Source organism: Psychrobacter sp. AOP5-GZ1-6 (assembly GCF_052376345.1).
Taxonomy (GTDB): Bacteria; Pseudomonadota; Gammaproteobacteria; order Pseudomonadales; family Moraxellaceae; genus Psychrobacter.
Map to the genome: position 1 here is coordinate 13,929 of NZ_JBQSVP010000036.1, position 13,162 is coordinate 27,090.

Consider the following 13,162-nt stretch of genomic DNA (forward strand, 5'->3'; position numbering starts at 1 on the left):
TAAAAATAGCCTCATGCTAATATTCAATATTGCATGGGGCGATTTGGTTTGTCTTTAGTCAATGACGTCCAAACCAGTAGTGAATTTGAGTCAAACTTATCTGTCATATCTTTTATTATAAAATGGGAAAAATATGAACTACTACCACATCGCTAGAGAGTCTTTAGGATTTTTTCCAACGCCTTTAGTAGCGCTTAGCAAGTTGAGCAAAAAGCTTGATGGCCCTACCATTTTTATGAAAAGAGACGACAATACTGGACTCGCATTGGGTGGTAATAAAACGCGCAAGCTTGAATTTATTATCGGTGATGCACTGGCTAAAGGTGCTGATACGATTGTCACTGCGGGTGCTGCGCAATCGAACCATTGTCGCCAGACTGCCGCTGCTGCTGCAAGTTTGGGACTGGAGTGCCATTTAGTCTTAGGTGGCAAAGAGCCTGCGCAAGCCAGCGGCAATTTGTTGCTAGATAAAATCTTCGGTTGTCATATCCACTGGGCAGGCGCCAATCGCAAGGGCGAGGATATTCCTGACATTGTCGAACAATTAATAACCCAAGGTAAAAAACCTTACGTTGTGCCTTATGGTGGCTCAAATGAGCTGGGTGCTTTAGCATTTGTAGAAGCCTATAAAGAGCTAGAGTCGCAACGCAAAAGTATGAATCTATCCTTTACTCATATTATTTTTGCTTCAAGCTCTGGAGGAACACAAGCTGGCTTAATGCTTGGTAAAAAAGCGTTCAACTCACCTTGCCAAATAGTAGGCATCAATATTGATAAAGGTGAAACGGACAAAGTTCCGTTTGATCAGTACACGCTTTCTCTTGCTAACCGTACGGCAAAGTTAATCGGTGCAGATTATGAGTTTTCAGAGTCGGACTTAATACTAAACTCTGACTATGTCGGAGAAGGTTATGGTGTGGTTGGTGCATTAGAAAACGAAGCGATTGCCCTGACAGCACAAACTGAGGGCATACTGTTAGATCCTGTCTATACAGGCAGAGCGATGGGCGGGCTAATAGATATGATTCGCATAGGAGTAATTAAAAAAACTGACAGCGTTTTGTTTTGGCATACAGGCGGCGCACCCGCTCTATTTGCATATTCAAATGATTTGGACTTTGCTCAGAAATTCTAATGGCAATTACTAGTATCTTTACTCTGATAAGTGCCCTCAAACTGACCGATGCCTCTACTAGTGAGAAAATAAAGACTCGCTAGTTCGTTTAAGTGTTATGAGCTCTGGTGCATGCGACTCAAACTAGCAATCAAAACCACCATAAACACACCGATAATAATAAGAAAGCCTGACATCATGTGTGCGGCCTCATAATTAAGCGCTTCTACTTGCTCGTATATCGCAATTGATATTACTTTGGTCTCATCTGAAATACTACCGCCGATCATCAATACGACACCGAACTCTCCAATCGTATGAGCAAAGCCAATCAAGCTACCGAGCACAATACCGATGCGCGCTTGTGGTAACGCGACTCTGACAAACCGCTTAAAACGGCTCGGCTCTAATAATCGTGCCACATCCATAACGCTATGCGGAATACGTATGAATTGCGCATAAACTGGCTGAATATAAAAAGGTAACGAATAAATAATAGAGCCAATCACCAAACCTTCAAAGGTGAAAATCAAGGGACTGATGCCATGCTCGCTCAGCCATTTACCCATTCCAGCACTGGGGCTGAACAATAATAAAAGATAAAAACCTATAACGGTAGGCGGCAAAACGAGCGGCATCGCAATAATGCCCATGAGCAAAACTTTAAACCGTGCCACAAAGTGGTGGCGACTAGGTTTAGCAAGCCAATACGCCACAGGTGTGGCAAATAGCAATAAACATAAAGTGGTGACACTAGCCAGCTTAACACTTACCCAAAATGGACTCAGCATAGCTGACATAAGCGATGGATCTATCATAGTATCACTGCTCATTTCTCAATGTGGTCAAGATAAGGACTATATTTAGCTACTGCACGGACAAATAACCTGCTTGCGAAAAATACTGCTGCCCTACGGCTGAACGTAAGTAGTCAGAAAAATCTACTGCCCTATTTGAATCGCTGATTACGATACCATCTTGTAAAATAGCAGGATAAGTATCTGGCTTTAGTGTCATAAACTGCTCAGGCTCGGCTTTGATAGCGACGAGCTGTGACTGCGCAACGAAACCATAATCGACACTAGCTGTATGTGCATACTGAAAAGCTTGACTGATGTTTTCTGCCTGTATGATTCGTTTTTTCTGACTTAAAAACTCATAGATATGTTGTGATTGTAGATACGCTTTTGCCGATGTGCCATACGGAGCAAGTTCAGGATTGGCGATGGTTATTTTAGCGTTATCGTCATTCATCAATACATCAGATAGCGATGCTGTATAGATTTTATCTAAGGGTTTGGACACACTATACAGCGCCAACTGACCTTGTGTATAAGTAAATAGCTGATAGGTTGTGTCATTAGAGCCATTAACCTGACTTGCCTTTTCTTTGGCTAGCTTGGCAGGAAACTCTTGATTGGCTGATAAATAAATATCATAGGGAGCGCCTGCTTTAATCTGAGTATATAATTTGCCTGACGAAGCATAAGTCACATCGATGCTTTGATCATCTAGAGCTTTATCTGCCTGATAACCCTTAATAATATCAGGTAACACATCAGACAAATTAGCAGCGGCAGCGATACGTAAAGTTGGACTAGTCTCAGATAATTTAGTCGCAGACTCTATATCAGTATCACTCTCTTGCGTACAAGCGCTTAACATCAATATTAAACCAGTAAAGACAGAGACAGCAACGGTCAACCTACCCATTATTACTCAACCATTTAGAAGAGTCGTCCTGATAATACTCTTGTTTCCAGACGGGAATATCTGCTTTTACCGTGTCTAATATCCAGCGGCATGCATCAAAGGCTGGGTAACGATGCGCAGAAACCACACCTACCCAAATAGCTACATCGCCGATCTCCAAAGGACCAATACGGTGTATCGCTATAGCATGCGTAATCTCAAAACGTTTTTTGGCCTCTTCTATAATAGCCCGGCCTTGATTGATTGCTAAATCCTCATAACCATAATAAGTCAAACGATTAACACTAGTAGCATTATTATGATTGCGTACTCTTCCTTCAAAACATACAAACGCGCCGCAGCTGTCATCATCAAGAATTTTTTTGAGTCTGTCTTCATCAATTGCTACATCTAATAACGCAAAGCCATCACGCTCAGCGACTGCATAGACATCATCTACGCTACGTTTGATAGTCATCGAATGACTGTGAACATTATCTGTCATTTACTTTCTCTACTTATTTTATATTGGGCTTTTATACTAGGCTTTTAAAATATGAGTGAGCACCTATCTAACCACCAGCAACTGGTGTGATAAACACCACGCTATCACCATCATAAATAGGGTCTGTCCATTTAACGAAATAATCGTTCACCGCCACGCGTAGATCTGACTGCGGGCGACTAAAACGATGTTTTTGCGTCAACTGTTGATACAACTCAGTGAGTGATGCTGACTGATCTATGCTAATGTTTTCCTGCGAGCAGCCTGCTTCATCAGCTAAGCTTGCAAAGTACAAAACGTTGATAGTCATCAATGAGTCACTATTTTTTTCTATATCAGTATTATCCATCACATCCGTAGTACTCATAAAACCTTCTATTCATTACAAGCTGTCGAGCTTCATATTTATTATATCGCTAAATATTCAAACAAAATTGAACGATGCTATTTATTTATGCTGATAGTCTTATTTATGTTGATAATCAGACTTGCCACCTGTCTTTTTAATCAGACGAACACCATCAATAATAATGTCATGTGACAGTGCTTTGGTCATATCATAAATAGTCAGACAAGCCACACTGACCGCTGTCAACGCTTCCATCTCAACCCCTGTTTTATGGGTCACTTTGACAGTTGCGCTCACATCAATACTGTGGCTGGCATCATCATAGTCAAAACTCAAACCAATCTTATCTAACGGCAATGGATGACAAAGTGGAATAAGATCGTGCGTACGTTTCGCCGCCATGATGCCAGCGATATGCGCCGTTTGGGTGATACTGCCCTTTTTGGTCATGCCATCCGCTGCTTTAATTTGGGTATAAATCTCGCTTGGAAAGCGCACTTGTCCAACAGCGTAAGCTTCGCGTGTCGTGGCAGTTTTGTCACTCACATCGACCATGGTGATGTCACCGTCGCTGTCTAGATGGGATAAGGCAGATTGATTGGTTTCTTGGCTACTAATATTCATTGATAATTTCTCTCAATAGACTTTTTATAAATTACTTAAAGCCACACATGCCTGCTCAAAATCTTCAGGGGTATTAAAATTGGTCAAGTGCTGCCAGCTCTTTGCAAAGGGTACAGGTTGTACAATCGGCTTAATAAACGGTATTACTCGGCGCTGATGACTATCGATATAGGCTTGTAAATCAGGCTCAATACTTAACTGATAAAGCCCCAATAATGGATATAAATGATGCGCATCTGTCAAACAAATCGCTTTTTTATCAACAGCTTGAACAGTCGCTTGTTGCAATTCGCGCCATAAGTCAGTCACTGGTATCAAACTGTCACAGCTGACAACCAGCAGCCATGATGACGGACTGACTTGAGTGACTTCTGAGCTATTGATAGCTATCAATCTTTGCATAGCAGACTCTATAGCAGCCAATGCACCAGCCGTATCCATCTGCTCATCGCTCTCATGAGCAACATAATCAGAGATATGAAAAGCTGGTGAATGTGGCCGGCTTTTCATGAGTTTTACATCAACCTCAAAACCGCGTCCGTTGTCTGCAATCATAATAGGCAGATTCGTATTCACTGCATTTAGCTCAAGTGCATGACGGACATGATAATCTAATAGGCGCTCCCCTGTCGGCAAAACGAGCTCCGCTTTGGGCGTACCCATACGTTTGGATGCGCCACCAGCCAAAACAACAATACCGGCCAAACTAGCCAAAGGGTTAAAAGCCTTCATCATTGACAACATCAATCGTGGCTTGGGTTTTGAGCCATAAAATGCGGCACAAAATTGCAGGGACGAGTACGGCTATCAAACTGCTCTTTTAAGATATTTTCCCAGCCCGTACGGCACGCGCCAGATGAGCCAGGTAAGCAAAAAACACCTGTGCCATTTGCCATACCTGCCACTGCACGAGATTGTACAGTCGACATGCCAATCTCATCTTTTGAGATTAAACGGAACATTTCACCAAAGCCATCGATGGATTTATCAAACAGTACCTTTACGGCTTCAGGCATACTGTCTCTGATAAAGAATCCCGTACCACCAGTCGTAATAACCGCATGGACGCTTGGATCGGCAATCCAGCCACTAATCACCGCTCTTATTTGATAAATATCATCAGTGATCAGCTTACGGTCTGCCAAGTGATGCCCTGCCTCTACCAGACTGTCTGCCAAGTATTGACCAGAGGCATCTTCTGCCAAGGTGCGACTGTCTGAGACAGTTAAAATAGCAATATTAAGCGGGATAAATGCCGCAGCGGGTTTGCTCATAAATATTCCTTAATAGACAGGCGATGTCGTTATTAAAATACTAGGGCGTGTCTTCATGTCAAAAATGGTGATAAAAATGAGATAAATTGCCGTCAAACAAGGAAAATAGCGCAGATAATATCGGGATATTAACCAGCTATTTGACGATGTTTGGAAAAATTCAGCCATTTTTAGCCCATTGAGATAACTATCGAGTGAATTGAATACACGCCCTAGCCACCAATGATAGATAGATTATGCATGATACCGCTATTAGCGTCATGTAAATGGTGATGCTCAGGCTTAATCGGCATAAAGTCATGTAACGTATTCACGAGTCCTTGCACATCACCTGCCTGCAAATGCGGGCGGATATCATAGTTACCTTGATCAAATAAGCACAAATGCACGCGACCTTGGCTACTGACTCGCAAGCGGTTACAGGTATCACAGAAATGTGCAGCATAAGGCGCAATCATACCGATACGCCCTACGTAGTCGGGATGACTGTACTCTACCGCTGGGCCATCATCGCTACCACGGTCATGTGACTGCCAGCCATTCTCCAATAAATAATCTATGATACTGTCAGACTGTGCGTGCTGAGCAAAAAATAAGTCGCTATTATCACTGGTCTGCATAAACTCAATAAAACGATAAGTAACTTTTCTATTTTTGACATAATCGATGGCGTTCAACAGGTTTTCAAACGCGGTCTCTGCCATTAAGATGCTGTTAATCTTGAGCTTGATATCTGTTGTTTCTAACAATGTGTCCATATCGGCAAGTAGCTGCGGCAGACTATCAAAGCCTGTCATCTTATGAAAGGTCGCGGCATCAAAGCTGTCCATACTGATATTCAGCTGATTCAATCCAGCAGCTTGCCAACTGGCTAAATGCTTGCCGAGCTTATAGCCGTTACTGGTCATAGCAACCGTCTCAATACCGTTAGTCTGCTTGATAGTTTTGATAATCTCTACGACATCACGGCGAATGGATGGCTCACCACCCGTGATTCTAACTTTTTTGGTGCCGACTTGCGCAAACCCACGTATTAATGTGGCAATTTCAGGAATACTTAGCTCATCATCGGGACGCTTACCTTGATAACCATTTGGTAGACAATACTCACAGCGAAAATTACAAAAATCAGTGATAGATAAACGCAGATAAGTCAGACGACGTGAAAACCCATCGGTCAGAGGCTGGGTGTATTCAGATGCATGCCCTGCATGTACAGGCGCAGCGATAGACGACCGACCATAGTCATCGGCTATGGCCGTATCTGATGGTGGCACATACCAGTGGGCACGGCCTATTTTGACGTTATCATTATTCATACGTTACTTATTATTTGCATTTAGCAGAATTTAACTATTTGAGATCCATGAAATGAAGGCCAATTAAATGACTGTAGCTATTCGTTAAGTGGATCGTCTTAAGTATATAGCCAAGGAAAAGGTTGTACGGTCACTGTGTTGTGTGCAGCGACATTACCACTGTCTTTATCTAATACAATAAAGCAATTGGCACGGCTAAGCTGCTTTATTCTGTGCGATTGCTGACTGGAGAAACACTCAACGGTATAACTGCCCGCTGCGTTTTGTGTCAACACACCGCGCTGAAAATCTTTGCGACCGACTGACTTTCTAATGTCATTAGTGAGCGTGGCTTGAATACTCAGCTGTATAGGCTGCTCTGATGAGTCCGCACCAGACATCTGCCACAGCGCTGGCATCACAAATTGTAGCGCGCCAACCACGGTAGAGAGTGGGTTGCCCGGTAGCCCAAAGTACAATACTGGCTTATCCATATCTTTATTTAATTCACCAAATACAAAAGGCTTGCCTGGTTTCATAGCGACTTTATAGTGATTAACTTGTCCTAATTGCTCGATAACTGTGGTCAAAAAGTCATAATCACCGACCGACACACCTGCTGTCGACACCAGTACATCACACTCTTGCATAGCGTTATTGACCGCAATCGTTGTCTGCTCTAAGTCATCAGGAATAATACCGTAATCACGAATGACAATCGGTAGATCTGCTAGCAAGCTTTTTAAAGTTGGTGTATTGGAGTTATAGATTTGTGCCAAACTTGTCAGATCGTTACCGACAGCCACAAGTTCATCACCAGTCGCTAGAACGCCTACCGTCAACGGCTCAAATATACGGACGTGACTGATACCTAAGTTTGCAAGCAAGCTAATATCGGCAGGATTGATACGCTTCCCATCTATTAAGACAGCTTCGCCCGACTCAATTTCTTCGCCTTGTTTGCGAATATTCTTATCAATCTGGGCAGTTTGGGTGAGCGTAATATTATAAGGCTGTGATTTGTCTAGCGTAGCTTTTATCACGGAAAAATCGGTGTTCTCCTGCATAATGACGGTATCGCAGCTATCTGGCACCACGGCGCCCGTAAAGATACGTACGCCCTGTCCTGCTGCTAGCTCACCTATGTAGGCACAACCCGCCTGAGACTCTCCGATGATTTCAATTGAGCTGCCTGCTGATAGCTCACTGCCTTGAGCAATCGCATAGCCATCCATCGCAGATAAGTTCTGTCTGGGTACATCAAAGGGTGAGACAATAGTTTGAGCCAGTATTTGATTGAGGCTGTCCAACAGCTCACAAGTAGCAGCGGTTCTATTTTGGAGTGGCAAATCTTTATTATTATAATTATCTATGCGCAACTTGATGGCTGACTGTAGCTCTTCCACGGTAATCATAAGGGCAAACTCTTTTGGTTATTTTAGCTTTTGACTGTTATGACTTATAGTCATTCTAATTATTAGTATTGGCAAAGCCAGTTATCTATAGCGTATCTTGATTCCAAAAATGGAGACACGCCATAGAGTTTATCATTCATCATACAATTTTTCTTGTAGCAATGTCATTTCTTCATATTTAACATTGTGATTGACACGTAATTTGAGCTTAATTTCCAACTGCTCTATAGACGTCGTTATAATTATTGATAACAAAGAATGATAGGTTAACGCAAAAAAGCACCTTCATAAGGTGCTTTTTTATACCGAGTATTTTACTATGACGTGGTCTTAACAGTGGCTATGAAAAATAAAAGCCAACAGCCTCTTTCACCATGAGGCCAAGGAAGACGCGCTACGCTGAGAGATAAAACCATCTGGCGTCTGACCATTGTCTGCTTGCCAGCGTTGGAATGCCTTGCGCGTATTGGTTCCGACGATACCATCCGTGCCTTTTGTATCGTAACCTGCATTGGTAAGACGCTGCTGTAAGTTGTGTACTTGACTGGTCGATAGTGGACGCTCATAGCGTGGCCATGACTTTTGTAGACCACCCTGACCAGCAAGTGCTTTACCTAGTAAGCTCACACCTAAAGCATAGCTTGATGAGTTGTTATAAACCCTAATTACATCAAAATTTGGGCTTAGCAATAACACTGGGCCATCTTTACCAGCTGGTAGCCATAGTTCCATCTGCGTATTTGCATCTAACGATACATCCGCTATCGTGTCGACACCCATGGCTGCCCATTTAGCAGCAGACTGTTTACTACCAACTGATGAGTAATCAAATGAAGACGGAATGGTTGCTTCATAAAATGGCGCCAAACCACGAACCCAGCCTGAGTTACTCAGATAATTAGCAGTAGATGCTAGTGCATCGCTGGTTGACCATGGGTTGCGATGACCGTTGCCATCACCATCGACGCCATGCTTAAGCCAAGTAGCTGGAATAAACTGCGTCTGTCCCATGCCACCCGCCCAAGAGCCATCAAGTTGTGACCATGATACATCACCGCGCTGTAACAATGTCGCTAGTGACAATAGCTGAGTTTCTGCAAACTCTTGGCGACGACCATCATAAGCGAGACTGCCAAGCGAGCTTGGCAAACTACTACTGCCAGTCACCGCGCCAAATGAAGACTCCATACCCCAAATAGCGGCGATAATTTCGGCATTGACACCATACTGTGATTCTAATTGCGATAAATAGCCACGTTGCTCAGCAAACTTACGCTTACCAACACTCACACGTCCACTAGATACTGCAGAATCAACATAATCCCATGGCATTTTAGAAAATTCTGGCTGTCCAGAATCTAGCGAAATAACCTGCTGATTTAAGTGCGCTAGGTCAAGTAATCGACGAACGGTCGACGCATCATTGCCAGATGCAATGGCTCGCATAGAGAAATCTGACTTCCAGTCATAAAAACTGTTATAGCTTGGCTTAGCAACTGTTTGAGGCTTAGCAACTGGCTGCGGTGTTGGTTTAACTTGCACGGTTTCGGTTTGGGTAATTTCAACATTACCTTGACGCACGGGTTTGCTCGTTTTTTGTGTCGCTTGCTGACTGACACATCCGGCCACAACCAACACTGGAAAAAGCGCTATATACTTTCTTTTTAACATCATAGAAATTCTCAGGTATGAATAAGTACAACGACTCAAATAATACAAGGTTATGAGAGTCGTTGTACTGAAGCAATGAAAAACATTGCGTCAAATTTAACGTCCTAATACCGCACGTGGATCTACAGGATTGCCATTTAAGCGCACTTGAAACTCCAAACCAGCTTGGTTAGTGTTTCCACTGCTCCCCATATTTGCAATACGTTGACCCCGTTGTACTGTATCACCTTCTTTGACAAGCAATTCGCTATTATGTGCATAGGCAGTGATATAGTCATCGCTATGACGAATCATAATAAGATTGCCGTACTCTGTGAGACCATTACCTGAGTAAAGCACGGTTCCAGACTGACTGGCAAGCACTGGATCTCCAACATTACCAGCAAACCACATGCCCATCGTACCAGCATTTGCATCAAAATTACGAGTCACTTGATTGCTAGTCGGATATTCATAACCTGAGGTTGCATTAGCTGTCACTGCATAGACAGGACTTTGTGAATTATTATTCGTTGGCGTACTGGTTGTAGAAGGTGTATAGGTTGTTGTTTGTGGCGTTGTAGACGTATTATTAGTCACAGTCTCTGATGTGCCCTCCCATAGTTTCAACCATTGACCACTATAAATAGTATATTTGCTGTCTAAATTATTGAGGGCACCAATTTGGCGATAACTAATGCGGTAGCGTTCAGCAAGTTGACTGACGGTATCACCGCGCTGAACACGATGATAATTTGGAACGCCTTGGGCATTGGTAACAATCTGAGGTCCCGCTTGATTGACTGTTTGATAGGTGGGCTTGGTTGCACAGCCTACCATTGTCAAGGCTGCTACGGTCACAGTACCAACCAATGCCGTTTTTACAAAGCGCGATCCAGCAATAAGCTTCTTCATACAAGATTTCCTATTCTTTACGTTACTCACAAACTTCTTGTGTGACTCACAAGCATTTTGCTAACTTTTGTACCACTTAAATGTTTGATAACCACCATCATTGATAATTTGATAGCACTCACTTTCGTTTAGCTTTGATAACTTACTCTATTACCATTCATCATTCATATAGCCAGCTTATAAAACGAGCGCAGAGAGCTTATCCAACGACTCGACTGGTGTATGATGGAGTCGCACTGGCGACAAACTAATATAACCTGCTGCCACCGCTTGGTCATCCGTCAATTTTACTACAGATGAAGGAACGTTTTGTGACTGGTGATCTGTCTTTGTTTCTGACAATTCATGTTGTGATTTACGTAACGAAAGCCAATAAGCATCTCGCCCACGTGGATCCACTATATGTTGTACAGGATGGGCAACCTGACGATGCCCCAATGATGTTATTTTCCGACCTTTGATCTCATCGGCTTTATCAACATTAGGAATATTAACGTTTAATACATGATAGGGCAAATTTTTGCAGATATCTAATATTGAGGTTTCTTTCAACAGTTTTACTATCTCATTTGCCGCTATCTGATAATGGCCAACGTGCTCCTCACCTTTGGACCCAGCACCTACTAGCGAAGTCGCAATCGCTGGTATACCCGAAAGCTGTGCCGTCAAGGCGGCACCAAAAGTTCCAGAAAACATAACATCCTGCCCTAAATTGGCACCTGAATTAATACCAGTAATCACACAATCAAAATGTGTATCCTGATAAAGCTCATGCAATGCTAAATAAATACAATCAGCAGGTGATCCATTCACCGCTATAAAACCAGAAGGCAATTGATGCGTATGCAATGGCGTTGTGACGCTCAATGCACTAGAAAAACCGCTTTGCTCACTGTTTGGCGCTACTACCACTACTTCACCAATAGTGGACAATGCTTGATACAGTGCCAATAGCCCTAGAGCATACACCCCATCATCATTACTTATTAAAAATTTCATTACGACTCAATATACTTATAAATGACTGGCTGTCCACTTATGAACTTTTGCCGTATTAAAGTTGCTATAATCACATTTAGAAATGGTAGACTCATACTATTCCATACTACTTTCATAGCTATACCTTATTGACTAAGACACACTATGAATCAATAAGAAAACTGCACAACCCTATAGGGCATGCCCTGATATTAAGGGCGAAGCTCAGAGAACTATTATAGCCATAACAAAATAGCATAGTATGAATATCGAAAGTGATGGCACAATCATAGTTATATAAGATTATACCTTAATAGTACGCTAGCACGAACCCAACCTTTGCTCGGGAGTTATCTATTTTTTTATTGTACTAGGGAATATCCTAATAATGCTGCCTGCATGCTCATCGAGCCAATAAAAGCATAAATCTTCACGTTACAATAGGCAACAACCAACAACAATATAAACTTATATTTTTATGCTGACGTAACTTACAAGTATATGCTACTAGTATGTTGCTAAGAAATGACTTTGGCTCACAAGATATCTACACATAAATCAATATTTTATGTGACTTTTGTTTTTTTAGCCATTAACATATGACCATTAAATAAAGATAAGCGAGTGTAATGCTGAATGAAAAATCAATCGATATTATCTATAACTTCTGTCATAGCGAAAACCGCATCAAAAATTGGGCTCGCAGGACTGATAACGTCTGTTGCCATGCTATCGCAAGCATCTTTTGCGGCAAATAATTCCGATACCACAATACCTTTAGATATGGCTGGCATCAACATAACCAAGCATGAGATTGCGGTTATGCAAGTACTATCTGAGATATGCCCACCAATGCTTAGTGGCAACCAAAAACAGCGCTTTTATCAATCTTATAACGTGCAGCTGCACGAGCTGATGCCATCTTTAGAAGATCCAAAAGCAGCGATCCAATATCTATCAACTCAACAGGATTATCGCCAAATCTTGCAAAGTATCCGTAGCTGGACGATGGGTTTCTCAAAACAAGAAAACAAAGCACTATGCGAAGACTTGGCAAATGCCGAATATTAATCATGCTATGAAATACTGGCAACTCTATAACCTACAACGACACTATGAACAATAAGCAGTATGGATAATACCATTGACCGTTAACGACAACAAAACAGTGACATTATCGACCTTAACATACTGAGTTATTGCTAATAAAATACAAGGCTATAAGAGAAATAAACTTGCTGTATTTCCGCTTGCAGAGGACAAGTGGTACAGCAGGTTTTTTTGTGGCGTGATCTTAGTAGCATTATATTTATGATGATTTAAAAAACGCTAACCTTCTTTATAAGTA

14 protein-coding genes are annotated in these 13,162 nt (G+C 42.2%); 2 read left to right on the top strand and 12 right to left on the bottom strand.

Annotated elements, in window-relative coordinates; genetic code table 11:
* Positions 1–133 precede the first annotated feature (133 nt).
* Complete coding sequence (locus ACT3RN_RS06860) at positions 134–1,135, top strand: D-cysteine desulfhydrase family protein (protein ID WP_192519102.1); 1,002 nt, start codon at positions 134–136, stop codon at positions 1,133–1,135.
* Between the two features lie 95 nt (positions 1,136–1,230).
* On the opposite strand, the gene modB is transcribed toward ACT3RN_RS06860, so the two are convergent.
* The 12 genes from modB to surE all read right to left on the bottom strand — a co-directional run bounded on the left by modB (position 1,231) and on the right by surE (position 11,835).
* Positions 1,231–1,932 (bottom strand): molybdate ABC transporter permease subunit, encoded by a 702-nt coding sequence (gene modB, locus ACT3RN_RS06865; protein ID WP_192519103.1) that lies wholly within the window; start codon positions 1,930–1,932, stop codon positions 1,231–1,233.
* Positions 1,933–1,981: 49 nt separating this feature from the next.
* On the bottom strand, positions 1,982–2,827 hold the full coding sequence (gene modA, locus ACT3RN_RS06870; RefSeq protein WP_192519104.1) for a molybdate ABC transporter substrate-binding protein: 846 nt from the start codon (positions 2,825–2,827) through the stop codon (positions 1,982–1,984).
* Positions 2,820–3,311, bottom strand: a complete 492-nt coding sequence (locus ACT3RN_RS06875) for a molybdenum cofactor biosynthesis protein MoaE (RefSeq protein ID WP_192519105.1) — start codon at positions 3,309–3,311, stop codon at positions 2,820–2,822. The genes modA and ACT3RN_RS06875 overlap by 8 nt, the downstream gene beginning before the upstream one ends.
* Before the next feature lie 67 nt (positions 3,312–3,378).
* Entirely contained in the window at positions 3,379–3,678 is a 300-nt protein-coding gene (locus ACT3RN_RS06880) for a MoaD/ThiS family protein (protein WP_225739148.1), read from the bottom strand.
* Between the two features lie 99 nt (positions 3,679–3,777).
* Complete coding sequence (gene moaC / locus ACT3RN_RS06885; protein WP_192519106.1) at positions 3,778–4,284, bottom strand: cyclic pyranopterin monophosphate synthase MoaC; 507 nt, start codon at positions 4,282–4,284, stop codon at positions 3,778–3,780.
* 24 nt (positions 4,285–4,308) lie between these two features.
* Positions 4,309–5,019 carry a molybdenum cofactor guanylyltransferase gene (gene mobA, locus ACT3RN_RS06890; RefSeq protein ID WP_192519107.1) on the bottom strand — a complete coding sequence of 237 codons (711 nt, stop codon included), beginning with the start codon at positions 5,017–5,019 and terminating at the stop codon, positions 4,309–4,311.
* An 8-nt stretch (positions 5,020–5,027) separates the two neighbouring features.
* Positions 5,028–5,558: a molybdenum cofactor biosynthesis protein B gene (gene moaB, locus ACT3RN_RS06895; RefSeq protein ID WP_192519108.1), complete on the bottom strand. Its 531-nt coding sequence runs from the start codon at positions 5,556–5,558 to the stop codon at positions 5,028–5,030.
* Between the two features lie 212 nt (positions 5,559–5,770).
* Positions 5,771–6,877, bottom strand: a complete 1,107-nt coding sequence (moaA, locus tag ACT3RN_RS06900) for a GTP 3',8-cyclase MoaA (RefSeq protein ID WP_192519109.1) — start codon at positions 6,875–6,877, stop codon at positions 5,771–5,773.
* Between the two features lie 98 nt (positions 6,878–6,975).
* Positions 6,976–8,271 carry a molybdopterin molybdotransferase MoeA gene (locus ACT3RN_RS06905; protein ID WP_192519110.1) on the bottom strand — a complete coding sequence of 432 codons (1,296 nt, stop codon included), beginning with the start codon at positions 8,269–8,271 and terminating at the stop codon, positions 6,976–6,978.
* Positions 8,272–8,640: 369 nt separating this feature from the next.
* Entirely contained in the window at positions 8,641–9,945 is a 1,305-nt protein-coding gene (locus ACT3RN_RS06910; protein WP_192519111.1) for a lytic murein transglycosylase, read from the bottom strand.
* Between the two features lie 93 nt (positions 9,946–10,038).
* The gene (locus ACT3RN_RS06915) at positions 10,039–10,836 is read right to left on the bottom strand and encodes a peptidoglycan DD-metalloendopeptidase family protein (protein ID WP_192519112.1); all 798 of its coding nucleotides are present in this window, start codon (positions 10,834–10,836) and stop codon (positions 10,039–10,041) included.
* Positions 10,837–11,013: 177 nt separating this feature from the next.
* Positions 11,014–11,835 (bottom strand): 5'/3'-nucleotidase SurE, encoded by an 822-nt coding sequence (gene surE / locus ACT3RN_RS06920; protein ID WP_192519113.1) that lies wholly within the window; start codon positions 11,833–11,835, stop codon positions 11,014–11,016.
* A gap of 615 nt (positions 11,836–12,450) precedes the next feature.
* Here surE and ACT3RN_RS06925 point away from each other — a divergent pair.
* Positions 12,451–12,885 carry an MCR_0457 family protein gene (locus ACT3RN_RS06925; RefSeq protein WP_192519114.1) on the top strand — a complete coding sequence of 145 codons (435 nt, stop codon included), beginning with the start codon at positions 12,451–12,453 and terminating at the stop codon, positions 12,883–12,885.
* Positions 12,886–13,162: the final 277 nt, after the last annotated feature.

What these genes read in the sequence shown, in the direction of transcription:
- moaB (WP_192519108.1), bottom strand. Translation starts at nt 5,558, where the DNA reads ATGAGCAAACCCGCTGCGGCATTTATCCCGCTTAATATTGCTATTTTA.
- modB (WP_192519103.1), bottom strand. Translation starts at nt 1,932, where the DNA reads ATGATAGATCCATCGCTTATGTCAGCTATGCTGAGTCCATTTTGGGTA.
- moaC (WP_192519106.1), bottom strand. Translation starts at nt 4,284, where the DNA reads ATGAATATTAGTAGCCAAGAAACCAATCAATCTGCCTTATCCCATCTA.
- ACT3RN_RS06880 (WP_225739148.1), bottom strand. Translation starts at nt 3,678, where the DNA reads ATGAGTACTACGGATGTGATGGATAATACTGATATAGAAAAAAATAGT.
- ACT3RN_RS06925 (WP_192519114.1), top strand. Translation starts at nt 12,451, where the DNA reads ATGAAAAATCAATCGATATTATCTATAACTTCTGTCATAGCGAAAACC.
- surE (WP_192519113.1), bottom strand. Translation starts at nt 11,835, where the DNA reads ATGAAATTTTTAATAAGTAATGATGATGGGGTGTATGCTCTAGGGCTA.
- ACT3RN_RS06915 (WP_192519112.1), bottom strand. Translation starts at nt 10,836, where the DNA reads ATGAAGAAGCTTATTGCTGGATCGCGCTTTGTAAAAACGGCATTGGTT.
- ACT3RN_RS06875 (WP_192519105.1), bottom strand. Translation starts at nt 3,311, where the DNA reads ATGACAGATAATGTTCACAGTCATTCGATGACTATCAAACGTAGCGTA.
- ACT3RN_RS06910 (WP_192519111.1), bottom strand. Translation starts at nt 9,945, where the DNA reads ATGATGTTAAAAAGAAAGTATATAGCGCTTTTTCCAGTGTTGGTTGTG.
- mobA (WP_192519107.1), bottom strand. Translation starts at nt 5,019, where the DNA reads ATGATGAAGGCTTTTAACCCTTTGGCTAGTTTGGCCGGTATTGTTGTT.
- moaA (WP_192519109.1), bottom strand. Translation starts at nt 6,877, where the DNA reads ATGAATAATGATAACGTCAAAATAGGCCGTGCCCACTGGTATGTGCCA.
- modA (WP_192519104.1), bottom strand. Translation starts at nt 2,827, where the DNA reads ATGGGTAGGTTGACCGTTGCTGTCTCTGTCTTTACTGGTTTAATATTG.
- ACT3RN_RS06860 (WP_192519102.1), top strand. Translation starts at nt 134, where the DNA reads ATGAACTACTACCACATCGCTAGAGAGTCTTTAGGATTTTTTCCAACG.
- ACT3RN_RS06905 (WP_192519110.1), bottom strand. Translation starts at nt 8,271, where the DNA reads ATGATTACCGTGGAAGAGCTACAGTCAGCCATCAAGTTGCGCATAGAT.